18 protein-coding genes are annotated in these 24,826 nt (G+C 33.0%); 9 read left to right on the top strand and 9 right to left on the bottom strand.

The window, feature by feature from the left end; translation table 11 throughout:
* Positions 1–12: 12 nt before the first annotated feature.
* Entirely contained in the window at positions 13–1,557 is a 1,545-nt protein-coding gene (locus tag ABD859_RS01315; protein ID WP_345139176.1) for a hypothetical protein, read from the bottom strand.
* A gap of 155 nt (positions 1,558–1,712) precedes the next feature.
* On the opposite strand from ABD859_RS01315, the gene ABD859_RS01310 reads away from it, so the two are divergent.
* The 6 genes from ABD859_RS01310 (at position 1,713) to ilvC (ending at position 9,996) form a co-directional block, all read left to right on the top strand.
* A complete protein-coding gene (locus tag ABD859_RS01310; RefSeq protein WP_345139174.1) occupies positions 1,713–2,888 on the top strand; it encodes a 2-isopropylmalate synthase in 1,176 nt (391 codons plus the stop codon).
* Between the two features lie 50 nt (positions 2,889–2,938).
* Positions 2,939–4,057, top strand: coding sequence for a 3-isopropylmalate dehydrogenase (gene leuB / locus ABD859_RS01305; protein WP_345139172.1), 1,119 nt, complete (start codon positions 2,939–2,941; stop codon positions 4,055–4,057).
* A 267-nt stretch (positions 4,058–4,324) separates the two neighbouring features.
* Positions 4,325–5,998: a dihydroxy-acid dehydratase gene (ilvD, locus tag ABD859_RS01300; protein WP_345139170.1), complete on the top strand. Its 1,674-nt coding sequence runs from the start codon at positions 4,325–4,327 to the stop codon at positions 5,996–5,998.
* A gap of 148 nt (positions 5,999–6,146) precedes the next feature.
* On the top strand, positions 6,147–7,835 hold the full coding sequence (ilvB, locus tag ABD859_RS01295) for a biosynthetic-type acetolactate synthase large subunit (protein ID WP_345139168.1): 1,689 nt from the start codon (positions 6,147–6,149) through the stop codon (positions 7,833–7,835).
* 87 nt (positions 7,836–7,922) lie between these two features.
* Complete coding sequence (gene ilvN / locus ABD859_RS01290; protein WP_345139166.1) at positions 7,923–8,444, top strand: acetolactate synthase small subunit; 522 nt, start codon at positions 7,923–7,925, stop codon at positions 8,442–8,444.
* 82 nt (positions 8,445–8,526) lie between these two features.
* A complete protein-coding gene (gene ilvC, locus ABD859_RS01285) occupies positions 8,527–9,996 on the top strand; it encodes a ketol-acid reductoisomerase (protein WP_345139163.1) in 1,470 nt (489 codons plus the stop codon).
* Between the two features lie 383 nt (positions 9,997–10,379).
* Here the strand turns inward: ilvC and ABD859_RS01280 are convergent, their stop codons facing one another.
* On the bottom strand, positions 10,380–11,330 hold the full coding sequence (locus ABD859_RS01280; protein WP_345139160.1) for a T9SS sorting signal type C domain-containing protein: 951 nt from the start codon (positions 11,328–11,330) through the stop codon (positions 10,380–10,382).
* Positions 11,331–11,901: 571 nt separating this feature from the next.
* On the opposite strand from ABD859_RS01280, the gene acs reads away from it, so the two are divergent.
* Positions 11,902–13,812 (top strand): acetate--CoA ligase, encoded by a 1,911-nt coding sequence (gene acs / locus ABD859_RS01275; RefSeq protein ID WP_345139157.1) that lies wholly within the window; start codon positions 11,902–11,904, stop codon positions 13,810–13,812.
* Positions 13,813–13,872: 60 nt separating this feature from the next.
* Here acs and ABD859_RS01270 read toward each other — a convergent pair whose 3' ends face one another.
* Both ABD859_RS01270 and ABD859_RS01265 read right to left on the bottom strand, forming a co-directional pair.
* Positions 13,873–14,469, bottom strand: a complete 597-nt coding sequence (locus ABD859_RS01270; protein ID WP_345139153.1) for a 3'-5' exonuclease — start codon at positions 14,467–14,469, stop codon at positions 13,873–13,875.
* Between the two features lie 2 nt (positions 14,470–14,471).
* Positions 14,472–16,385 carry a DUF294 nucleotidyltransferase-like domain-containing protein gene (locus ABD859_RS01265; RefSeq protein WP_345139150.1) on the bottom strand — a complete coding sequence of 638 codons (1,914 nt, stop codon included), beginning with the start codon at positions 16,383–16,385 and terminating at the stop codon, positions 14,472–14,474.
* 953 nt (positions 16,386–17,338) lie between these two features.
* Here ABD859_RS01265 and ABD859_RS01260 point away from each other — a divergent pair.
* Positions 17,339–17,746, top strand: a complete 408-nt coding sequence (locus ABD859_RS01260; RefSeq protein ID WP_345139147.1) for a helix-turn-helix domain-containing protein — start codon at positions 17,339–17,341, stop codon at positions 17,744–17,746.
* A gap of 62 nt (positions 17,747–17,808) precedes the next feature.
* On the opposite strand, the gene ABD859_RS01255 is transcribed toward ABD859_RS01260, so the two are convergent.
* Positions 17,809–18,228, bottom strand: a complete 420-nt coding sequence (locus ABD859_RS01255) for a hypothetical protein (protein WP_345139144.1) — start codon at positions 18,226–18,228, stop codon at positions 17,809–17,811.
* A gap of 116 nt (positions 18,229–18,344) precedes the next feature.
* Between ABD859_RS01255 and ABD859_RS01250 the strand changes: the two genes are divergently transcribed.
* A complete protein-coding gene (locus ABD859_RS01250; RefSeq protein WP_345139142.1) occupies positions 18,345–19,574 on the top strand; it encodes a multidrug effflux MFS transporter in 1,230 nt (409 codons plus the stop codon).
* Between the two features lie 157 nt (positions 19,575–19,731).
* Here ABD859_RS01250 and ABD859_RS01245 read toward each other — a convergent pair whose 3' ends face one another.
* From ABD859_RS01245 to ABD859_RS01230, 4 genes are all read right to left on the bottom strand, one after another.
* Entirely contained in the window at positions 19,732–21,000 is a 1,269-nt protein-coding gene (locus ABD859_RS01245; RefSeq protein WP_345139139.1) for an NAD(P)/FAD-dependent oxidoreductase, read from the bottom strand.
* A gap of 79 nt (positions 21,001–21,079) precedes the next feature.
* Entirely contained in the window at positions 21,080–22,417 is a 1,338-nt protein-coding gene (locus ABD859_RS01240; protein WP_345139136.1) for a DEAD/DEAH box helicase, read from the bottom strand.
* A gap of 175 nt (positions 22,418–22,592) precedes the next feature.
* Positions 22,593–24,131 carry a DEAD/DEAH box helicase gene (locus tag ABD859_RS01235; RefSeq protein WP_345139134.1) on the bottom strand — a complete coding sequence of 513 codons (1,539 nt, stop codon included), beginning with the start codon at positions 24,129–24,131 and terminating at the stop codon, positions 22,593–22,595.
* A gap of 109 nt (positions 24,132–24,240) precedes the next feature.
* Positions 24,241–24,774 (bottom strand): DUF6155 family protein, encoded by a 534-nt coding sequence (locus ABD859_RS01230; protein ID WP_345139131.1) that lies wholly within the window; start codon positions 24,772–24,774, stop codon positions 24,241–24,243.
* Between the last annotated feature and the right edge of the window lie 52 nt (positions 24,775–24,826).

Here is a 24,826-nt window from a genome sequence, read left to right as displayed (position 1 = left end):
TTGAAATTTAAACTAACGGCTGTTCAACTTTGCCTTTTCTCGAATAATCTCACCAATAGTACGATTTTCGATTTTGCTTTCTAACCACGAAATAATATCTAAATAAAGGAAAGCTCTTTTTTCGTAAGTATTCTTTTCAAGTTCAACAAAGCGCGCATGCATTTTTTTGAATTCATTTTTAATATCAGCAGGATAAAAGTTGTTCAGATTTCTTAAGAACTTAATAATCTCTTTTTGAACTTCATGTAAGTCATTCATTTTGATCAAGAACTTATACGTGCTTTTTAGATGATTTTCTAGATAATAATCTTTACCAATTTCATAATGAGCAATCAAAGATAAAAGTCTCGCGAAACACATTAAATCTTCGCGCATCGTTAAGTTTTTGTTGTTGATGATTTTATCCAAATATAAAATGCATTCATTGTATTTTTCATTTCCAAAATAAATTGAAGCAATCTTATAGAAAAACAACATTTCGTGATGTTCGTCTAAGTGATCGCTGTGAAGTTTTAGTTTTTCTAATATTTCTGGAATTAAATATTCGCTTTCGGCAAATGTTCCTTTTAATATATGAAGATTCAATTTGTTATTATACACATATAGAAATGACAATGAAGCAATATTATCATTTACAGGGAATTTTGGATCAGCAATTGTTTCTTCTAATAAATTCAAATACTTCTTGAAATTCGATTTATACTTTAACATATAAAGCGATTCTAAGAAATAATGATTTCCTTTCAAGAAAAACACCGGATTCAGATAAATCATGTTTGGATTATCATAAAATAACTGAACCCATTTATAAGCAAATTTATAACTCGCCAAGAAATCCTGAACTAAGAAGCTTCGCCAAAGACTAGCATTGTAAAACCAATACTTTTCGCGGAAACCAAATTTACTTTCGTCAAGTTTTGCAATATGTCGGTTGAAATAATCGTCTATATACTTGTATTCGGCGTCACTTTTTACGTAACCTGTTTTCAGCATGATTCCGTACAATTGAAGCGAAAGATTCGATAATTTACTCGAAATGGTATTTCTGTAGTTTAATTCTTTTGCTTGGATTACCAATTCGTCAGCGCGGCCTTGAATACTTCGGGTAATATATTGCGATTCGATTAGTTTTTCGAATTCTACAATTTCATACGCCATATATTTTTCATCATTTTCTAAAGCCTGTTGCTTAGTCTTATCCAGAATCTTTAAACTTTGCTTATAAAGACCTTTATTATATAAGATAACAGCAAAATCCATTTGCTCGCGCAATTGATAACGAATGTTCTGACTTGGAATATTCAAACGAATACTGACCAAAATCTGCTTGTATAAATATGATTTTAAGTTAGATAACTGTACTTTTTGGATCACGCCGCTTTTTAAAATTAGCTTTTCATCGTAGTTTTCAGATTTATCCAAAATATTAAACAATTCAATAAATTTTGTGTTTGAACTCGTCTCTAAACGACTCGCAAAAATTTTAAATTGACGTTTTTCGGATTTAGAAAGTGATTTTATTAGTACAAATAAAAAATCTTTTTGATGGTTAGCCATTGTAAAAAATAATAATGTAACTTATTGAAAATTAATTTGTTGTAGTGGTATAAATTGCGTTATGAACAGTATAATTTCATTAAAATGAATTTCGTACTGCGATAGTACAATATATATTTGTTATCAAGATGTGAAATTACATTAAATAAATGAATATGAATAGAGAGAAAGTTCAAATTTTTGACACCACTTTGCGCGATGGCGAGCAAGTTCCAGGATGTAAGTTAGATACTAAACAAAAGTTAGTTATCGCAGAACGACTAGATCAGATGGGAGTTGATATCATCGAGGCAGGCTTTCCTGTGTCAAGTCCAGGCGATTTTTTATCGGTCTCTGAGATTTGTAAAATTGTTGAGAATGCAACCGTCTGCGGATTGACAAGAGCCGTAAAAAATGACATTGATGTTGCTGCCGCAGCATTAAAACATGCTAAAAAACCTAGAATCCACACTGGAATCGGAACGTCAGAATCTCATATCCTCCATAAATTACAAACAACACCAGAAGATATTATTGCCAGAGCAAAATATGCTGTTGCACACGCAAAATCGTATGTAGAAGACGTTGAGTTTTATGCAGAAGATGCTGGTAGAACAGACAATGCTTTCTTGGCAAAAGTTTGCGAAGAAGTTATTAAATCCGGAGCAACTGTATTGAATATTCCTGACACAACAGGATATTGTCTTCCAGAAGAATACGGAGCAAAAATCAAATATTTAAAAGAAAACGTAAAAGGAATCGAAAACGTAATCCTTTCATGTCACTGTCATAATGATTTAGGAATGGCAACTGCAAATTCAATAGCAGGAGCTATAAATGGAGCAAGACAAATTGAATGTACTATTAATGGTATTGGAGAAAGAGCTGGAAACACAGCGCTTGAAGAAGTAGTAATGATTTTTAAACAACATCCTTACTTAAACTTAGATACCAATATCAATACAAAAGAATTGAACGCAATGAGCCGTTTAGTTTCTGAAAGTATGGGAATGATCGTGCAGCCAAACAAAGCAATTGTTGGAGCTAACGCATTTGCACACAGTTCAGGAATTCACCAAGATGGTGTAATTAAAAACAGAGCAACTTACGAAATCATGGACCCACTTGAAGTTGGAGTAAATGAATCGTCTATTATATTGACTGCTAGAAGCGGTAGAGCTGCATTGGCTTACCGTGCTAAAAAAGTTGGTTATGAACTTACAAAAGTACAATTGGATATTGTATATGTTGAGTTCTTGAAATTTGCTGATATCAAAAAAGAGGTTGTAGACTCTGATATTCATCAAATTATCGAAGCTTCTAAAATCGAAGGTGATTTAATTAGAAGTTAATTAATAATAAGGAACAATAAAGGATTTAAATACATAAAGAACGAGACGTTATGAATTTGAAAATTGCAGTTTTGCCAGGAGATGGAATTGGGCCTGAAGTTATTTTACAAGCTAAAAAAGCATTGTACGCTATTGCGGAAGTTTATAATCATGAATTTGTTTTTGAAGACGCACTGATGGGAGCTGTTGCGATTGATAAAACTGGAAGTCCGTTGCCGGAACAAACTTTAAACCTGTGTTTGAATACAGATGCAGTTTTACTTGGTGCAATTGGAGATCCGAAATATGATAATAATCCGAGCGCAAAAGTTCGTCCAGAGCAAGGTTTGCTAAAACTTCGTAAAGAATTGGGCTTGTTTGCTAATATTCGTCCAATAAAACCATACAAAGCTTTAATTGAATCTTCTCCATTAAAAAAAGAAATTATTGAAGGAGCTGATTTTACAATTTTCAGAGAATTAACAGGCGGTGCTTATTTCGGAACTAAAACGCTGAATGAAGAAGGCACTCACGCTTCAGATTTATGTGAATATACAGAAGAAGAAATTACAAGAATTGCACATTTGGCTTTTAAATCGGCACAAAATCGCCGTAAAAAGCTGACTCTTGTTGACAAAGCAAATGTTTTGGAAACTTCAAGATTGTGGAGAAAAGTAGTTCAGAAAGTGAGCGAAAATTATCCAGATGTAAAGCTAGATTTCTTATTTGTAGACAATGCTGCAATGCAGTTGATTTTAAATCCAAAACAATTTGACGTGATTTTGACTGAGAACTTGTTCGGAGATATTTTATCTGATGAAGCAAGTGTAATTACAGGATCTATTGGTTTATTGCCATCAGTTTCTTTAGGAGAAAAACACGCATTATTTGAGCCAATTCACGGATCATATCCGCAGGCAAAAGGAAAAAATATTGCGAATCCGATCGCTTCGATTTTAGCAGCGGCACTTTTATTAGAACATTTTGGATTAACTAAAGAAGCGAATGTAGTTTTTCTGGCAGTTAAGAAAGCAATTGAATTTAATGTAGTTACTGTAGATTTAAAACCAGATTCAAAATTCGGTACAAATGAAGTAGGGGAGTTCGTTTCTAACTTTATTTTCAGCAAAGATGATCTGTTGTATTTTAATAATGACAACGTTAGCATCGGTCAATCGACAATTGTTTAAGTTTTTTATTAAAATAATGAAATAAATAACAAGAAGTATTGTAAATGTTGAGATTTTATTTTTTTAGTTCTTAAAGTTTCCGTACTTTTGTCTCACTAAAAAATAGAAAAATGCAAATCTCAATTATTATTACTTCTGTCGTTGTTGTCAATGTGTTTAGCACATCTGCAGCGGGAATGGTATAAATATAATTGAAAAACTATATTACAAACCTTCCAAATACTGGAAGGTTTTTTTTTGAATAAAAATTAAAAAAATAATACAATAATGGAATTAAATAAGTACAGCAAGACCATCACTCAAGATCAAACACAGCCTGCGGCGCAAGCGATGTTGTACGGAATTGGTTTAACTGAAGAAGATTTGAAAAAAGCACAAGTTGGTATTGTGAGCATGGGTTACGATGGTAACACTTGCAACATGCACTTGAACGATTTAGCAAAAGATGTTAAAAAAGGTGTTTGGGATGCAGATCTGGTCGGACTTATTTTTAATACCATTGGTGTCAGTGACGGTATTTCTAACGGAACTGAAGGTATGCGTTATTCATTGGTTTCTAGAGATGTAATTGCAGATTCTATCGAAACAGTTGTGGGAGCACAATGGTACGATGGTTTAATTGCAATTCCGGGTTGTGATAAAAACATGCCGGGAGCCTTAATCGCGATGGGAAGATTAAACCGCCCAGCGATGATGGTTTACGGTGGATCTATTCACTCAGGAAAATGGAAAGGTGAATCATTAAATATTGTTTCTGCTTTTGAAGCTTTAGGGAAAAAAGTTAGAAACGAAATTACTCCGGAAGATTTTAAAGGTGTAATTCAGAATTCTTGCCCTGGACCTGGTGCTTGCGGCGGAATGTATACTGCAAATACAATGTCTTCTGCAATTGAAGCATTGGGTATGAGTTTACCATACAGTTCTTCGAATCCTGCATTGAGTAAGGAAAAAAGAGACGAATGTGCTGCTGCCGGAGCTGCAATGAGAATTTTATTAGAAAAAGATATTAAGCCAAGAGATATCATGACTCGTAAAGCTTTTGAAAATGCTATTACAATCGTAGCAGTTTTAGGAGGTTCTACAAACGCAGTTATGCACTTAATCGCAATGGCGCACTCTGTTGGAATTACAATTACTCTTGATGATTTTCAGGCTATTAACGACAGAACTCCTGTTTTAGCAGATATGAAACCAAGTGGTAAATACATGATGGAAGATATTCACGAAGTTGGTGGAATTCCGTCTGTAATGAAATATTTATTGAAAGTGGGATTGATTCACGGAGATTGCTTAACTGTAACAGGAAAAACAGTTGCAGAAAATTTAGCAGAAACTCCGGATTTACAAGACGGACAAGAAGTAATTCATGAAATTCAAAAAGCATTAAAACCAACAGGAAATATTCAGGTTTTATACGGAAATCTTGCTTCTGAAGGAGCTGTTGCAAAAATCTCTGGAAAAGAAGGAGAATATTTTGAAGGCCCAGCTGTAGTTTTTGAAGGAGAATTTGAAGTAATTCCAGGTCTTCAAGCCGGAAAAATTAAACCAGGTAATGTAGTCGTCATCAGGTATTGCGGGCCAAAAGGTGGTCCAGGGATGCCAGAAATGCTGAAACCTACATCCGCCATTATCGGAGCTGGATTAGGCAGCAGTTGTGCTCTAATCACAGACGGTAGATTCTCTGGAGGTTCGCATGGATTCGTGGTAGGGCACGTAACACCAGAGGCTTATGATGGTGGTGGAATTGCACTAGTTCAAGATGGCGATATTATTGCTATAGATGCTGTAAAAAACACTATCGATCTGAAGATATCTGATGAAGAATTTGCAAAAAGAAAAGCAAGTTGGATTCAGCCTCCTTTAAAAGTAGATAGAGGAGTTTTGCTTAAATATGCCAGAGCGGTATCAAGCGCTTCAACTGGTTGCGTTACCGACAATTAAAATTTAAAATAACAATATCAAAAATCAATATCAATGTCAATAAGAAAAATCAATCGCAATAAATAAAAAGTCAATTTAAAATTGAACTTTGAGATTGCATTGAATTTTGAAATTGAACTTTGATATTGATATTGAAAAAAAATATACTATGAAAATATCAGGGGCAGAAGCCGTTATAAGATGTTTGTTAGCAGAAGGTGTAGATTTAATTTATGGTTATCCGGGAGGAGCTATAATGCCGGTTTACGACGAATTATATAAATTTCAAGATCAATTGCACCACGTTTTAGTTCGTCACGAACAAGGTGCAACCCACGCGGCTCAAGGTTATGCAAGAGCTACAGGAAAAGTTGGAGTAGCTATTGCTACTTCTGGCCCGGGAGCTACTAATTTAGTTACTGGAATTGCAGATGCACAAATCGATTCTACACCAATGGTTTGTATTACAGGTCAGGTTGGAAGACATTTATTAGGTTCTGATGCATTTCAGGAAACAGATATTATCGGAATTTCAACTCCGGTTACCAAATGGAATTTTCAAGTTACAGAGGCTTCTCAAATTCCTGAAATTATCGCAAAAGCATTTTACATTGCTCGTTCAGGACGTCCAGGGCCGGTTTTAGTTGATATTACTAAAAATGCTCAGTTTGATGAATTTGAATTCAGCTACGAAAAATGTACAGGAATTAGAAGTTATGTTCCGGTTCCGAAATTAAAACAAGATAAAGTTGCCGAAGCTGCAGCTTTAATCAACAGTGCTAAAAAACCTCTTATTGTTTTTGGGCAAGGAATTATTCTTGGTCAGGCAGAAGCAGAGTTTAAAGCATTTGTAGAAAAAACAGGAATTCCTGCAGCATGGACTATTTTAGGACTTTCTGCACTTCCTACAGATCATCCGTTAAATGTTGGTATGCTTGGAATGCATGGAAATTATGCGCCAAACTTAAAAACAAATGAATGTGATGTATTAATTGCAATGGGAATGCGTTTTGACGACCGTGTTACAGGAAAATTAAGCACTTATGCAAAACAGGCAAAAGTAATTCACTTTGAAATTGATCCGGCGGAGATCGATAAAAACGTTAAAACAGAAATTGCTGTTTTAGGCGACGTAAAAGAATCTCTTGCTGCGCTTTTACCTTTAGTAGATCAAAAATCTCATGATTCTTGGCATAATGAATTTAAAGAATTGCATCAAATAGAATTTGATACTGTAATAAAAGACGAATTAAATCCGAGTACAGAAAAAGGAATTTCGATGGGAGAAACTATCGAAATGATTAACAAACATTCAAAAGGTGATGCAATTATCGTAAGTGATGTTGGTCAGCACCAGATGTTTGCGTGCCGATATGCGAAGTTTAATTCTTCTAAAAGTAATATTACTTCTGGCGGTTTAGGAACAATGGGATTTGCACTTCCGGCAGCAATTGGAGCAAAAATGGGAAAACCAGAACGCGAAGTGGTTGCTATTATCGGAGACGGTGGATTCCAAATGACTATTCAGGAATTAGGAACTATTTTTCAAACACAAGTACCAGTTAAAATTGTTATTCTAAATAACGAGTTTTTAGGAATGGTACGTCAATGGCAGGAATTATTCTTTGATAACAGATATGCTTCAACTAGAATGACAAATCCAAATTTTGTTGCCATTGCAGAAGGATATCACATTAAATCTAAAAAAGTAACACAAAGAGAAGATCTTGATGCAGCTGTGGCAGAAATGCTGGCTTCAAAAGATTCTTATTTCTTAGAAGTTATGATTGAAAAAGAGAATAACGTTTTCCCAATGATTCCAACGGGAGCCTGTGTTTCTGAAATTAGATTAAGCTAGAAAAAAGTTTCAAGTTTCAGGTTTCATGTTCCAAGTTAAGCAAAACTTGAAACTTTAAACCTGAAACAAATAAAACTAAAAAACAAAATGGAAGATAAAACATTCACCATATCGGTATATTCAGAAAATAATGTGGGTTTATTAAATAGAATATCGGGAATATTCTTAAAGCGTCACATTAATATATTAAGTCTAAATGTTTCAGAATCAGAAATAGAAAATGTTTCTAGATTTATTATTGTAGTAAATACTACAGAAAAATGGGTTCAGAATATTGTTGGGCAGATCGAGAAACAAATTGAAGTTATAAAAGCATTTTATCACACAGATGAAGAAACTATTTTCTTAGAAAATGCTTTGTTTAAAATCGCTTCAAATTTATTGTTTGATGAGAAACAGATTCAAAACATTATTAAAGAAAGTCAGTCGACAATTGTAACCGTTTCTAGAGATTTCTTCGTGATTTCAAAATCGGGAAGACGTCAGGAAATCGAAGAGTTGTACGAAAAGTTCAAACCTTACGGAATTATGCAGTTTGTACGTTCTGGAAGAATATCAGTTTCTAAACAAAAAATGGAGATATCAACATTATTAGAAACATTCAAATAAAATTAAACCGCGGTTTTTAAAATCGCAATTATTTAAAAATAGTCAATTATTAAATTTCATTTCATTAATATTTTAAAACAAAATGGCAAATTATTTCAACACATTACCACTTAGATTACAATTAGAGCAACTGGGAGTTTGCGAATTTATGGAGCAATCAGAATTTGCAGACGGAATTGCAGCGTTAGCTGGAAAAAAAGTTGTCATTGTAGGCTGTGGTGCACAAGGTTTGAATCAAGGTTTAAACATGAGAGATTCAGGTTTAGATATTTCTTACGCATTGCGTGCAGATGCAATTGCAGAAAAGAGAGCTTCATATAAAAATGCAACTGAAAATGGATTTAAAGTAGGTACTTATGAAGAGTTGATTCCAACTGCTGATTTAGTTTGTAACCTTACTCCGGATAAACAGCATACTTCTGTTGTTAATGCAATTATGCCATTAATGAAACAAGGTGCAACTTTATCTTATTCTCACGGATTTAATATTGTTGAAGAAGGAATGCAGGTTCGTAAAGACTTAACTGTTATTATGTGTGCTCCTAAATGTCCAGGTTCTGAAGTACGTGAAGAATACAAAAGAGGATTTGGTGTACCAACACTTATTGCGGTTCACCCTGAAAACGATCCAAACGGATTTGGTTTAGATCAGGCAAAAGCTTACGCTGTTGCAACTGGAGGACATAAAGCAGGAGTTTTAAGATCATCTTTCGTAGCAGAAGTAAAATCAGATTTAATGGGTGAGCAGACAATTCTTTGCGGATTGCTTCAAACAGGATCTATTTTATGTTTTGATAAAATGGTTGAAAAAGGAATCGATGCTGCTTATGCTTCAAAATTAATTCAATACGGATGGGAAACTATCACTGAAGCTTTAAAACATGGTGGTATTACAAACATGATGGATCGTTTAAATAATCCTTCTAAAATTGAAGCTTACGAATTAGCAGAAGAATTAAAAGATATCATGCGTCCGTTATTCCAAAAACACCAAGATGATATTATTTCTGGAGAATTCTCTAGAACTATGATGGCTGACTGGGCTAACGATGATGTTAACTTATTGAAATGGAGAGCGGCAACAGGAGAAACTAACTTCGAAAAAACAGCTCCACAAGAAGCTCCAATCTCTGAGCAGGAATATTTTGACAATGGTGTATTAATGATTGCTATGGTAAAAGCTGGTGTTGAGTTAGCTTTTGAGACTATGACTGAAGCAGGAATTATCGAAGAATCAGCTTACTATGAGTCTTTACACGAATTACCATTAATTGCTAACACTATCGCTAGAAAGAAATTATTCGAAATGAACCGTGTAATTTCTGATACGGCTGAGTACGGATGTTATTTATTTGATCATGCTTGTAAGCCATTATTGACTGAATTCATGAAAAAAGTTGAAACTAACATTATTGGTAAACCATTTTCAACATCAAATGGTGTAGATAATACAGTATTAATTGCTGTAAACAAAGAAATCCGTCAGCACCCTATTGAAGAAGTAGGAGCTTGGCTGCGTGAGTCTATGACAGCAATGAAAAAAATTGGATAATAAATTTGGGAATTTCCGCCAAATTAACGAGGTGGAATTTGCTCTGTATCAATGTTTTAAATTAATATTTTGAATTAGTAAGCACTTATTAAGAAAATAGATATAGATGCATGTTGCATTCACTTAACTTCTGTGAAATAAGCTAGTTAAGTGAAGCTGATCCCGAAAACGGGGTATATTTTTTACTAAAAAATATACTTGTAGAATTTCTATTTATGATTAATAAAGATGCTGCTATTTTCGAAATAGATAAAGTATTGTAATGCAGAAATTACAGAATTAATTGTTATTGAAATTTGTTAAATAAAAAGGCATGATAATTTGTTTTATCATGCCTTTTTTGCTCTTTTAAAATCGTTTTAAATGCTAAATAAAATATATAATTAATAAACTATTTTTTTGGTTTGAGTCAAATTATTATCTAAAGTTACCTTAACAATCAAAATTTGATTGTTAGATTTTAAACCTTCAATATCATGTTTAGAATTTCCAACGCCAGATTTTTTATAAACTAAATTTCCCGATAAATCATAAACAAATATTTTGTCTATATTTTGATTAAATGTCTCGACATTAATTACTTTTTTTGCAGAATCAACCGAAATCATACTGTCTGAAGTTGAATTTGCTACAAATTCCGGCGTTTCATAAGAGATAATCACCCGTCCATGAGCACCTTTTCCTCCAATGTGTGTACCGCTGGGGCTGCGGCTCATTCCTCCGGCACCGCCTCCGCCGGGAGCGTTTCCGTTTCTTCCATCTGAAGCAAGCAGATACAGTTGATAAGCTAATACACCACCATAGGGTGAACCGCCACCGCTGCCTGAATAAATATTTAACGACAAAAGTCCTGATCTGCCATTTCCTCCATTTTCACCATCATACTTAATACTTCCGTTAGAATCAGCACTTTTTCCGCCCGCTCCTCCTGGTTTCGTACCAAAAAAGCCATCAGCAGCTTGTCCTCCAAGGCCTCCGGCAGCTAAAATCGACGATTCATAACCTTCAATAGTAGAAAATCCGCCTGCTGTTCCATTTCCTGTGGTTCCGGGTGTATCACCTGCGACAATCACATTCAGGGTTGCTCCCGGAGTAACAGACAATGTGTTAATTACATAAGCGGCACCTCCGCCTCCAGATCCGTTAAATGCCTGTATTCCTGTGGCAGCAGTAGAACCGCCGCCAGCGCCGCCACCGCCCCATGCTCTAATATTTAATGTAGTGACACCTGCAGGAACTACAAATGTGTCGCTGGTATCAAATGTTTGGCTGACAGTTTGCGACCATGAATAACTAATTACAAAAATGAATAAAAAAGATAATTTTAGTTTCATAATAAATTGTTTTTGAAATGAATATATCAGTTAATTATTTTCGGTTTTGTAAATAAGAAGGGAGTAGAAATATAATGTAAGGCAGTAAATTTTTAAAAAATAATGTAAAATGTTTAAAATTCAGTAAGTTAGAATTATTTGTATTAAAATTAATACAAATTTTACTAAACCAGATAAATAATAATTTATAATAAAGTGCAGTTAAACAGATAAATATTAGTTTTTGTTATATATTTAACTATCTATTTATCAATTGTTTATAATTTATTTTTTATTATTATTGTGTGCTGTCTGTTTTAGTAATAAATAAGAATAAGTACTTCTTTTATTTCAATTGTAAGAAATTAGTTTTGTAGTAAAATCAATAATAAAAACCAATATCAGCAATAATTAAATTTATTATGGTTTTTAAAATATACTATTTTTCGAAAAAAAATCTTTTTTTATATTAAACACATTAAAAAGAACTTTTTTTTTTAATATGTGTTTTTTTTTGTCAAAATTTATGAATTAAATAATTTTAAGAATAGAAGCAGATTTAATACATTTATAAAAAAAATTCCACAAAACTATGAGTTATTATAAAATTGAAAATTTAGAGCAATATTTTAAACATTACAATAAGTCAATAAGAGAGCCAAGGAAATTTTGGGGAAAAATTGCTGAAGAAAATTTTACTTGGTATCAACAGTGGGAAAAAGTTGTTGATTTTAATATGGCTGATGCCGAAGTAAAATGGTTTACAGAAGCAAAGGTTAACATCACCAAAAATTGTATTGACAGACACTTAAGCAAAAGAGGAGACAAAACGGCTATTATTTTTGAACCAAATGATCCATCTGAAGAAGCTTTACATATAAGTTACAATGAATTATACGAGAGAGTCTCAAAAATGGCGAATGTATTGCGTGAGCAGGGAATTCGCAAAGGAGATCGTGTTTGTATTTATTTGCCAATGATTCCAGAATTAGCAGTTGCAGTTTTGGCCTGTGCCAGAATTGGAGCTATTCACTCTGTGGTATTTGCTGGTTTCTCGGCATCTGCATTATCAGCGAGAATAATTGACTGCGAATGTAAAATGGTAATTACATCAGATGGTGGTTACAGAGGAAACAAAACAATTGATTTAAAAGGAATTGTAGACGAGGCTCTTGAAACTTGCCCGTCTGTTTCTAAAGTTTTAGTGGTAAAAAGAACAAAAACTGAGGTTGCCATGAGAGAAGGGCGTGACATTTGGTTACAGCCATTATTAGATGCAGCTTTAGATAACAGTGTTGCTGAAATTATGGATGCTGAAGATCCTTTGTTTATTTTATATACTTCAGGATCAACAGGAAAACCAAAAGGAATGGTTCATACCACAGCCGGATACATGGTTTACACAGCTTACACATTTAAAAATGTTTTCAGCTATGAAGAAAATGATATTTTCTGGTGTACAGCAGATATTGGTTGGATTACAGGACACTCATATATATTATACGGACCATTATTAAATGGTGCTACCACAGTAATATTTGAAGGAGTTCCATCTTATCCTGATTTCAGCCGTTTTTGGGATATTATCGAAAAACATAAAATTACACAATTCTATACGGCGCCAACAGCAATTCGTTCGTTAGCAAAAGAAAGTTTAGATTATATCCAGAAATATCCTTTAAAATCTCTTAAAGTTATTGGATCTGTTGGAGAACCAATTAACGAAGAAGCTTGGCACTGGTTTAATGACCACGTTGGAGATAAGAGATGTCCGGTTGTAGATACTTGGTGGCAGACAGAAACCGGAGGAATCATGATTTCGCCAATTGCTTTTGTAACGCCAACAAAACCAACTTATGCAACATTGCCATTACCGGGTATTCAGCCAGTTTTAATGGATGAAAAACGTAATGAAATTGAAGGAAACCAAGTTGTAGGAAGTTTGTGTATTAAATTCCCATGGCCGGGTATCGCTAGAACAATCTGGAATAATCACGATCGTTATAAAGAAACATATTTCTCTGCCTTCCCTGGAAAATATTTTACAGGAGATGGTGCATTAAGAGACGAAGTTGGTTATTACAGAATAACAGGTAGAGTAGATGATGTTGTTATTGTTTCTGGGCATAATTTAGGAACAGCGCCAATTGAAGATGCAATTAACGAGCATCCGGCTGTTGCAGAGTCTGCGATTGTTGGATTCCCTCACGATATTAAAGGAAATGCTTTGTATGGTTTTGTTATCCTGAAAGAAACAGGAGAAGTAAGAAACAAAGAAAACTTAACAAAAGAGATCAACCAGTATATTGCTGACCACATTGGACCAATTGCTAAATTAGATAAAATTCAGTTCGTTTCTGGATTACCAAAAACTCGTTCAGGAAAAATTATGCGTAGAATTTTACGTAAAATTGCAGAAGGAGATTTCTCTAACTTTGGAGATACAACAACGTTATTGAATCCTGAAGTTGTAGAACAAATTATGAAAGAGAGAATTTCTTAGTTTGAAATTCTTTCCGTTTAAATAAAAAAGAAGGCCTCTTAAAATTAAGAGGCCTTCTTTTTATTTAATTTTTAATCGGGATTTTAATTTTAAAAACAAAAGCCCAATTTTATAAGCATCTTCTGCAGAAGAATTTCTGTCGCTTTTTGGGATTTTATAAATTTCGCATAAATCGTTCAAAGAAAACTGTTTGTCATTAATGTCGGTAAGTTTTCTGTACATAACATCAATATCCAAAGCTTCATTTTTAAGTCGGCCGCAATCTAGTCTTTCCAGAGCTGCGTTTAGCATTTCAATATCAAAATTAATATGATGCCCAACCAAAACTGCATTTCCTAAAAAATTTATAAAAGCTTCTAATGCCTCAGCTTCAGGCATTTTTGTCATTTTGCTTTCGATAATAAACTCATTAGAAAGTCCATTGTCTTCCAGAAATTTGTATTGCAGTAAAACGGCTTCAAAATTCTCTTTGATTACAATACTGTTATCCATGACAGAAAAAGCGCCAAGCGATAAAATAACATCCTTGTTAGGATTTAAACCAGAAGTTTCGGTAGACAAAACCACATATTTACTGGGTTTGGCTTCTAATTTTGTCAAGTAATCTTTCCAGAATTCCGGATAATCCTTGTTAATGTTCTTAATCCAGTCTAGCATATTTATGAGAATTGTGTAAGTTGAAATTTACTCTTAATTAGTTCCTCAAGGTCTTTCATCGGGGTTAAAGCACTTTTTAACTTCTCTTTGTCTGTTTTAGACATTTCTCTTAAATTGATATATTGTCCCGAATCGTCATTTTTAAAACCTTCCATAGTTCTAAACTTTGAAAGCGTTAAAAAAGCTTCGGCACAACTTAAATATATTTCGGCGTTTTTAGAATCTGTTATAGCTAATTGTTTGAATCTTAAATACGTATTTTTAATTCCTTTTATATTAGCGCTTAAAATTAATAATCTGGCACTATCTATTAAAGGCATTAAAGCGCGGGTTTTAATATCAAATTTATCTTTATGCGGACCTTCTTCTTCAACAATAAACTTTTTGAAGAAACTCAAAGGAGAATTTCTTTTTAAAGCATCATTTCCTAAGAAATCAAAAAATAAAGTATTGTTGACAGCATTTTTGAAAACTACATTTTCAATAACTTCTTCAATTTTTGGTTCGCCAATAACGATCTCATAATCAAAGAAAATACTGCTTAAGTCATTGCTGTTTTCACCTGGAGTATTCATCCAGCTGTTGTATTGTTTTGTCCAGTCACTCAATGACTTACACCAAAGCATATTGCTTCCCATGTGTCCGTTAGGACAGTATTCGTAACCCACTTTTTCCAGAATGGCAGTTGTTCTTTTTGCCAGTCTTAAAAAATAATCTTTTACTTCACGATATTTTTCAGGAGCAACATCTTCAAAAACTAAAATACTATCCTGATCAGTCAATAAAAGCTGTTCCTTACGCCCTTGACTTCCAATGCTTAACCATGCAAATCTGGCAGGAGGGGAGCCTAAATCTAAAATAGATAATTCGACAGCACGTTTAATGATAGCCAGATTAATTTCGCTGGCAATATTGCTGACGTGAGAGATTGGGATATTTTTCTGAATTGAATTTTGAATCAAATCAGATAAACGATCACGTATTTGTTTTAAGTCTTTTGGTAATTGCGAACGCTTAATTTCTTTAATTAAAACACCAGGGTTACTAGCTTGAGCCACAACAAGATCGTGTTCTGAAATAATTCCTTTTACAGATGACTTGCTTGTGCCGTCTTTAGTAACACAAAGGTGAGACACATTATGTTTTAGCATTAAAAGCTGCGCTTCGGCAAGTGAAACATTTTCTATTACAGTTACAACCGGAGAAGACATAATCTTATCTATAGTTTCAGTAATAGGATAACGTCCTGTAGCAATTTTAGAAGCTAAATCGGCATGAGTTACAATACCAATTGGATGATTTTTTTCGCAAACCACGATATTATCAACCATTGATTCAGTCATTAAAAGAGCAACGTCTTTTACAATATGATGTGATTCTGTCGTTAAAGGAGAATTATTATAGGTAAGCGACTGAATGAATTGTATTTCAGACTGTTGGTCAATAAATACATTATCTACATCTAATTTACCATTAGAACGTGCATTATCTTTTGTGTGTCTTGAATTTATGGCAAAACTTTCCAGTAAAAAGTTTAATACATCAGAATTATTGGCTACAAAAGGTCTAAAAACCGCGATAGGAATAGCATAGATAATACTTTCTTCACGAGCTTTAGCCGTCATCATATAGTTATTTTTGGCAAAAAACGGACGCAGACCAAAAATATCTCCTTCATGGCATTTATTAATAATCGTTTCCTCGGCATCGGCAATAGTAGTTAAATTAATAACACCAGAAGCCACAACATAAAAACTGTCGTGCAAAGGATCGTTATTTTGAAACAATACTGCATGTTTTTCTAAATTGATAACACGAATATTTGTAGCAATATCTGATAATTCCTGAAAGGTTAAATTATCAAACGGCGGGTATTCTTTTAAAAAATCAGCAATATGCTCAGCAATTGTATTCATATATGTGGATAATATTTTAAAAATATTCAATGTAAAAATAGTAAAATAATGTCTTACAATGAAAGCATCTTGATTAGAATCTGATTATTTTAAAGAAATGTTAAGAATTACTGAATTCAAGGCTTTAAAATGCTTTTTGAAGTTTTATTTTTGAATAATTATTTGATTTAGTTTAATTTACAAAATCAGTTTTACGAATTGATTTAATTCAAAATATTTATTCTCAAGAACATTCTTATCAGTTTTTTGATAAGAGAAGTATGAGTGTAATTTATTGCAGATTGATTTAGTGGAAGGGAAATTCTAATAATTTCTATTTTACATAATATAAATTATAGGTCAAAAGTGTGTATGTTATGATAGAGGTCGCCATGACGGATTATCCGTTTGTAAACGTTTAATTAGATCTTTCTCTTTCTTAATCGTATTGTTTCATATTTATCATAATTCAGAAAAATATTTTAATTTTTTAAATAACTAATTCTCATCTCTATTATCGCGTTTGCTTTTTTATAAAATTCAACTTATGTACGTTTGTTCAATTTTGCTGTATTTGAAAAAATAAAATTATTTTTCTCAAATATTGAATTTTCAGCTTACCAGTATATAACATAATTTTAATCTGAAATAATCTTAAGAATTTAAAATGATTCAAATTCCCATATTTGACCATTTGCTCATTTTGCCGTATTTGAAAAAATTAATTTATTTTTCTTGAATATTGAATTTTCAGCTTGGCCGTATATCAAACAATTATATTCTGAAATAATCTGAATCTTTATAGTGTGTCAAATTTCTCATATTTGAAAAAAAATAAAATAATTTTCAAATAACGGATTTTTGGCTTAGTGATATATTGGATGTTTTTGGTAGAATTAAATAAAAAATGAAAAAATATGTCTTAATTATTTTAAGTAAAAATCCTATATTTGACATTTATCATACATATCAATATGACAGACAAGAAAATACATCAAGGTCGAAATATAAAGCGATTCCGTGAAATGTTAGGAATTAAGCAAGAAGTACTTGCTTATGAATTAGGTGAAGATTGGAATCAGAAGAAAATTTCTCTTTTGGAGCAAAAAGAATTGATTGAAAATGATATTTTAGACCAAGTTGCTAAAATTCTTAAAGTGCCTGTTCAAGCTATTGAGAATTTTGATGAAGATTCTGCAATTAATATTATTGCAAGTACTTTTCACGATAGCGCTGTTGCAAATACTTTTAAAGATGGTGCACAAGCAAACTTCAATTGTACATTTAATCCTTTAGATAAAATGGTAGAACTTTATGAGCGAATGTTGCAGCAGCAACAGGAAATGATTGATAAGTTAGAAAAGCTTATTCAGGCAAAATAAAAACTTACTAAATAAAAAAAGCATCACAATAGTGATGCTTTAAATTTCTCATATTTGAAAAATTATTTTAATTTTTTCAAATAAACGGATTTTCCGTTAAGTGAAACTTCAATTTGATCTGTTTTTTCAGAAAACGTTGTTCGCAGAACATTTCCTTTAAAAATTGAAACGTCGCCGTAAACTTTTCCAGTTTCTGGAGATACGTATTCAAATAACAATTTTTTGTTTCCTGGTTCGATTCCTAATTTATAACTTGAAAATTTTGAACCAGATAAATCAAATTCCTGCTGAGAATCAATAATATTTCCGTCAGCATAAAAATTAGTTATCGTTTTGTTTAATGTAATGTCTGGATAAAGTTTGTTTACTTTTTCCAATAATTGATACTGCTCAACGCTAACGTCTTCTTTTTTTGATGTAATAGTTTGAGCAAATGAAACCGATGTAAAAATAAAGGCTAATAACAAAATACAATTCTTCATAATTTTTTAATTTTTAGATTAATTAAGTTCTGTTCTAGATATTAAATGTATTCAATACTATATCAAGGTACGAAATCTTTATCTTTGCAGAAAATTATAAGCCCATTTTTAAGAAAATGACAACAAAAAAATATATTAAACTTATTCTCATTTTAGGTTCATTAACCGCTCTTGGTCCATTTTCAATTGATATGTATCTGCCTGGTTTCTCTGGTATTGCAAAAGATTTGAATACTTCGGTTGCCAAAGTTTCGATGAGTTTATCAAGCTATTTTATCGGAATTTCTGCCGGTCAATTACTTTATGGCCCTTTATTAGATCGTTTTGGACGTAAAAAGCCTTTATTTATTGGATTACTGGTTTACATTTTAGCTTCTTTAGGTTGTGTATATGTAGTTGATATTGATATGTTTATCCTTTTAAGATTTATTCAGGCTATTGGAAGCTGTGCTGCCACAGTTGCTTCTGTAGCAATGGTTCGTGATTTATTTCCTGTAAAAGATATTCCAAAAGTGTTTTCGCTTTTAATGCTTGTTCTTGGGCTTTCGCCAATGCTGGCGCCAACTATTGGCGGTTATGTTACAGAAGATTATGGCTGGCATACTGTGTTCTTTATTTTAATGTGTATGGGAATTGCGATTTTATTAGCAGCTCAAATTGGTTTGCCAAATAGTTACAAACCAGATACTTCAATATCTTTAAAACCAAAACCAATTATTTCGAACTTTTTAAAGGTTCTTAAAGAGCCTCAGTTCTATACTTATGCATTTACAGGTGCAATTGCCTTTTCGGGATTATTTACTTATGTAGCGGCCTCTCCTATTATTTTTATGGATATTTACCATGTTGATGCTAAAACATACGGATGGATTTTTGCTTTTATGTCAGTTAGTTTTATAGGTTCGAGTCAGTTAAATTCAGTTTTACTAAAGAAATTTTCGAGTGAACAGATGATTTTTGGAGCATTGATTTTACAATCTGTTGTTGCTGTAATTTTCCTTGTGCTTTCATTAAATAATCTTTTAGGATTGTATGAAACTATCGCAATTCTTTTTGTGTTTTTAGGCTGTTTAGGAATTTCAAATCCAAATACTGCCGGACTTACAATGGCTCCATTTGCAAAAAATGCTGGAAGTGCTTCTGCGTTAATGGGTGCTATTCAGTTAGGATTAGGATCTTTGGCTTCATTTGCTGTTGGAATCTTTGTAAAGGATTCTGTTGCGCCAATGGTTTTTATTATGACTGTTACAACCATTATAGCTTTTATAGTTTTGAATATCGGGAAGAAATTCATTAAAAATAAAGTTGAAATATCTGATGATAGTGATAATGTCATTGCTCATTAATTGATTTTAAATTCCGATTTTTGAAATTCCAATTTTTGAAATTCCAATTTTTGAAATTCCAAATTCCAATAAAAAAGCCAGAATCTTTGATTCTGGCTTTTTTGTATTATCTCAATCCATCGGAATGGGAATTTGGAATTTAAATATTTTAGAATTTTTATTTCTCCTGAGATCTTTTATCTGGTCTAATGATCATTCTAAGAGATTGATCTCTTGCGAAATATGCGACCATCCAGTTCCAAAATGTGTTTAATCTGTTTCTGTATGTAATTAAGGAAATCAGGTGGATAAACAACCAGATAATCCATGCAAAAAATCCTTTGAAATGCCATTTCGGACTTGGTAAATCAACCACAGCTTTTGCTTTTCCAATAATAGCCATAGAACCTTTGTCTTTATACATAAATGGTGTTAAAGGCTTATTTTTTGTCATTGCTTTGAAATTCTTAGCCAGATTTAATCCTTGTTGTATTGCAACCTGTGCAACCTGCGGATGTCCGTTAGGGAAATTTTTATCTCCGGCTAAAATAGCGGTATCACCAATGGCGTAAACATTTTCGAGTCCGTTCACTTTATTGTATTGGTCTGTTGCCATTCTTCGGCCGCGACCGTAACTTTCCTGTGGAATTCCTTCGAAAATTTTAGCCGAAACTCCGGCAGCCCAAATTAAATTTTTGGTTTTAATGGTTTCTCCGCCTTCAAAAAATACAGTATCATCTACATAATCAACAACTTTGGTGTTTAGTTTTACTACAACTCCTAATTTTGTTAAAGCATCATACGTATCTTTTTGAGATTCTTTGCTCATTGGAGCCAAAAGTGCATCGCCTCCATCAACCAAATAAACGTTGCTGGCAGAAGTATCCAGTTCAGGATATTCTTTTAGCAGAATGCTTTTTCTCATTTCAGCAAACATTCCGGAAACTTCAACTCCAGTTGGACCTCCTCCGGCTACAACAATCGTAAGTAATTTGCGTCGTTTGCGCATATCTTTACAAATGGCGGCTTTTTCAAGATTTTTAAGTAATGTGTTACGCATTTCGATGGCATCATTTAAGGTCTTCATCGGAATGGCATTTTTCATTACGTTTTCCATACCAAAATAGCTTGTTTCTGCTCCTGTGGCAAAAACAAGATGGTCGTATGATAATTCGCCATTGTTTAAAACAATTTTATTTTCGGCAGGAATAACAGACTGAAGTTCGCCTAAACGAAACTGCAGATTTTTTTTGCCTGCGAAAAATTTTCTATAAGGATAACTGATGCTTGACGGCTCTAAAAAAGCGGTAGCAACCTGGTATATTAGCGGCGGAAAAAAGTTATAATTGTTCTTATCTACAAGCGTAACTTGTATATCTGGGTGGTTAACAAGCTCTTTTGCAAGATTTATTCCGGCAAAACCACCTCCTATTATGACTATGTTCATATATGTTGTTTATTAAGTAGGATTATGAAATAATTCCTTATAAATATACAACTTTAATATGCAATGACAATTGTCATTTTTATTTGTTTTTGAATTTTTTAACAGGTTTTTCAACTATATCGATTTTGTTTTGCAAAATATAATTTGCCAGCAATTTCTCGATTAGTTCATCTTTAGTTAAATGATGAAAGACTGTTTTTACTTTAGTTTTTAGATCATTTGAAACATCATGATTGGGTTTTGTTTTGAAGATTTGTTTGGCCCATAAAAGGGTGTTATTTTCTTCAATACTTAATGCAGAAGGTTTTTGGAACTTAGAAAATGTAAGTCCAAGTTCTCTTTCAAAATCGGCAATTTCAAAAACTTCTTCTTCTTGTAAAACAGTTAACGAAAGTCCTTTTGCTCCTGCTCTAGCTGTTCTTCCGCTCCTGTGAACATAAGTTTCGTAAGCGTCTGGTAAATGGTAGTTTACAACATACGAGATTTCTTTTACGTCGATTCCTCTTGCTGCTAAATCGGTTGCAACCAAAATATTAATATGACCTTCTCTAAACTGCTCCATAATTCTGTCGCGTATTCCCTGCGTTAAACTTCCATGAATTGCTCCGGATGAAAAACGGTTTATAGCCAGATTTTTAGCTAATTTGTTTACGGCAGCTTTTGTTTTACAGAAAATAATACCTCTTTCGCCTTCTCTTGAGTTTAAAAAATGCATTAAAACATCGAGCTTTTCAATAGGATCTACCACAATATATTCGTGGTCAATTCCTTGATTTCCTACCACTTCCATATTAGCACTTACCTGAACTACATTTTTATTCAAATAGTTTTGAACCAGTTGTTTTATAGTTCCGGGCAAAGTGGCTGAAAATAATAAAGTACGACGTTTTTTAGGAATTTCTGCTAGAATTTCATCCAGACTTTCTTTAAGAATTGAAACCATTTCATCTGCCTCGTCTAAAACTAAATATTGGGTCTGTTTTAAATCGACTGCATTTCTTTGAATCAAATCAACTAATCGTCCCGGAGTGGCAACAATAATATGTGTTGGCGAAGTAAGGCGTTCAATTTGAGGTTTTATCGGGATTCCGCCGCAGGTTGCTGCGATTGAAATATTGGGAATATATTTTGAAAAATCTTCTAAATTTCTAAAAATCTGATGTCCTAATTCTCTTGTTGGTACAAGAATAACGGCCTGTACTGCTGTTGATTTGGTATTAATTAACTGCAATAACGGAAGTCCGAAAGCGGCTGTTTTTCCGGTTCCGGTTTTGGCTAAACCTACAACATCATGTGATTCAGATAATAAAAGCGAAATTGTTTTTTGCTGAATTTCAGTAGGTTCAACAATATTTAATTCGCTTAAAGCTTTTAAAATTGGTTCTGAAAGTCCTAATGCTGCAAATTGTTTAGACATAGTTTTTGTTTTTTTGTTTGAGGTTTCATGTTTCAAGTTGCACAGAAACTCCATTAAGTTTAAAAGGAGAAATTACATTAGATTTAATTATTCTCAATGTAATTCCTCCTTGTAATTATATTATTCAGATTTCAATAACTTGAAACATGAAATCTGAAACTTTTAAACCTTTTTATCAATCTGGTTCGTTCATGATTTTTTCGCGGTACTTTTTACCTATTAATAAGGTTAGTCTTTGCTTATAATCATCTAAAAGCCATTCTCGATAGTTTTTACTGCATTGGCTTAAGCATTTTGCAAAACGTTTAATACGATCTTCAATATCGTCTTCAAGTTCTCTTGAAAGTGCTTTTGCTTCCGGCAGCAATTCGGCATTGTCAACGCACATTGCCGCATGCTGTTCTAATGATTTATCTAAAACAATTTTAGAACGTAAATTTTGTTTTATAGCCAGCTTGTGTTCTTCATCTACATCAAAAGTAACATCGGCAGTTTTACTGAATTTCGCTCGTAATTCTGGCGGCATGCTGTATTTAAAATACATTTCGATTTCGGTATCATCTCTAAGATTTTCAAGATAAAACTCAGGAGATTTAAAAATGTGCTGCCAGTTTACCGGATCGCTCCATAAACCAAAACGTGCGGCATTGTTACCTAAATCAATAACTGTAAACTCGTCTTTACCAGGTAATTTACGTGATCCACGACCAATCATCTGGAAATATAAAGTTAACGATTTTGTTGCTCTGTTTAAGATGATAGTCTCAACGGTAGGCTCATCAAAACCTGTCGTTAAGATTCCCACAGAAGTTAAAATTGCATCAGGCGTTTTCTTAAACCATTGCAAAATATCTTTACGCTCTTCAGAACTACTTGTGTTATCAAGGTGTCTGATATCGTAACCTGCTTCTCTAAACGTATCGTAAACGTATAACGACGTATGAATACCGTTATTAAAAATCAAGGTCTTTTTTCCTAAAGAACGTTCTGTGTATGCATGAAGCAGTTTTTCCTGCATCATGGTATTGGTATATAAATCATCTGAAGATTTAACAGTATAATCTCCATTGATACCTACTTTTAATGAAGTCAGACCAACATCATAACTATATGTTGTTGCTCTGGCCAAAAATCCTTTGTCTATTAATGAACCAATAGTATCTCCTACGATAAGTTCATCGTAACTCTGGTGCATTGGTAATTTGATATTAGAACTCAGCGGCGTTGCTGTAACTCCTAAAATGAAAGCATTTTTAAAAGAGTTCAATAATTTTCTGAATGAATTGTAATGCGCCTCATCAATAATCACTAAACCAATATTGTCCAGATGAAGTTTTTCATCATTAATACGGTTTTTTAAAGTCTCGACCATTGCCACAAAACAAGAATAATCGTTTTGATCAGGAAGTTCTTTTACCTTACTATTGATTATTTTATTGCTTACGCCAAAGCCTTTCAGCATTTTTGATGTTTGTTTGCAAAGCTCGATTCGGTGTGTTAAAACCACCACTTTTTTATCGTTATTTGATAAATAACGACGCACAATTTCTGAGAAAATTACAGTTTTCCCGCCACCAGTAGGTAATTGATACAATAAGTGATGTTTTTGAGGAGCATTGTCTAAGCGGTCAAAAATGGCATCAATATCGCCTTTTTGGTATGCATAAAGTTCTTTTTTCTCTTCTCTTTCTATTTCTAAAGTGTTTTGAGACATTGTTTGTTTTTGGATTTTTGCAAAAATACACACAAAAAACAGTTATTCATCGTAATTTAACCTAAAATAAATGTTTTTTTTAAAATAAGATTTTTTATAGGAAGTGTTTTTAAAAGTCTATTTTATCTAAAATTGCTTCAAAATCATACCTGTTTTTCCATTTTTGCTGCAAAGTCTGCTCATAAACTGCTTCAATTCTTGCTTTAAATTCAGTTAAAATTCCATTAGAAATGACAAAATTTACTGCTTGTTCAAACGAATTAAACATGCTTTTGTAGAATAATTCCTGCTTAATAAAGTTATTTGACGAATACGTTTGCGCTATTTCGATGTTATAAAACATCAAATCAGCAATAATAAACGAGTCAACACCTAAAGAAATAAAATGTTTAATGATTTTTTGCGCTACAGAACGACGCATTTTTGCTCTCGGACGCCATTTTGCATTGGGCTTTTTTACCGGAAAATATTCGTGCGAAATTTTCACTTTAGATTCCTGCAGCAGTTTGTCTTCTTTTGGGTTAAAAACAAAGTCATAATACACTTTTACAGGGCTGAATTTTTCGTACAGTTCAATAAGCTGTTCTTCGAGCTGTTCCTTACTTAATTGGGCCAAATATTTTTTTAAATCGCGTTTGCTCATTATCAAAGATTAAGAATACAAAAATAAATTACTTTCCTGACACATAACTTAA

Origin of the sequence: Flavobacterium ginsengiterrae (assembly GCF_039539785.1) — a bacterium.
In the GTDB taxonomy this organism is placed as follows: domain Bacteria; phylum Bacteroidota; class Bacteroidia; order Flavobacteriales; family Flavobacteriaceae; genus Flavobacterium; species Flavobacterium ginsengiterrae.
Note: the sequence above shows the minus strand (reverse complement) of the source record. Positions and strands in the feature narration are given on the sequence as shown.

Coding starts and splice junctions, on each gene's coding strand:
- ABD859_RS01235 (WP_345139134.1), bottom strand. CDS start 24,131: ATGTCTCAAAACACTTTAGAAATAGAAAGAGAAGAGAAAAAAGAACTT.
- ilvD (WP_345139170.1), top strand. CDS start 4,325: ATGGAATTAAATAAGTACAGCAAGACCATCACTCAAGATCAAACACAG.
- ABD859_RS01240 (WP_345139136.1), bottom strand. CDS start 22,417: ATGTCTAAACAATTTGCAGCATTAGGACTTTCAGAACCAATTTTAAAA.
- ABD859_RS01270 (WP_345139153.1), bottom strand. CDS start 14,469: ATGCTAGACTGGATTAAGAACATTAACAAGGATTATCCGGAATTCTGG.
- acs (WP_345139157.1), top strand. CDS start 11,902: ATGAGTTATTATAAAATTGAAAATTTAGAGCAATATTTTAAACATTAC.
- ilvC (WP_345139163.1), top strand. CDS start 8,527: ATGGCAAATTATTTCAACACATTACCACTTAGATTACAATTAGAGCAA.
- ABD859_RS01230 (WP_345139131.1), bottom strand. CDS start 24,774: ATGAGCAAACGCGATTTAAAAAAATATTTGGCCCAATTAAGTAAGGAA.
- ABD859_RS01245 (WP_345139139.1), bottom strand. CDS start 21,000: ATGAACATAGTCATAATAGGAGGTGGTTTTGCCGGAATAAATCTTGCA.
- ilvN (WP_345139166.1), top strand. CDS start 7,923: ATGGAAGATAAAACATTCACCATATCGGTATATTCAGAAAATAATGTG.
- ABD859_RS01260 (WP_345139147.1), top strand. CDS start 17,339: ATGACAGACAAGAAAATACATCAAGGTCGAAATATAAAGCGATTCCGT.
- ABD859_RS01250 (WP_345139142.1), top strand. CDS start 18,345: ATGACAACAAAAAAATATATTAAACTTATTCTCATTTTAGGTTCATTA.
- leuB (WP_345139172.1), top strand. CDS start 2,939: ATGAATTTGAAAATTGCAGTTTTGCCAGGAGATGGAATTGGGCCTGAA.
- ABD859_RS01255 (WP_345139144.1), bottom strand. CDS start 18,228: ATGAAGAATTGTATTTTGTTATTAGCCTTTATTTTTACATCGGTTTCA.
- ilvB (WP_345139168.1), top strand. CDS start 6,147: ATGAAAATATCAGGGGCAGAAGCCGTTATAAGATGTTTGTTAGCAGAA.
- ABD859_RS01265 (WP_345139150.1), bottom strand. CDS start 16,385: ATGAATACAATTGCTGAGCATATTGCTGATTTTTTAAAAGAATACCCG.
- ABD859_RS01310 (WP_345139174.1), top strand. CDS start 1,713: ATGAATAGAGAGAAAGTTCAAATTTTTGACACCACTTTGCGCGATGGC.
- ABD859_RS01280 (WP_345139160.1), bottom strand. CDS start 11,330: ATGAAACTAAAATTATCTTTTTTATTCATTTTTGTAATTAGTTATTCA.
- ABD859_RS01315 (WP_345139176.1), bottom strand. CDS start 1,557: ATGGCTAACCATCAAAAAGATTTTTTATTTGTACTAATAAAATCACTT.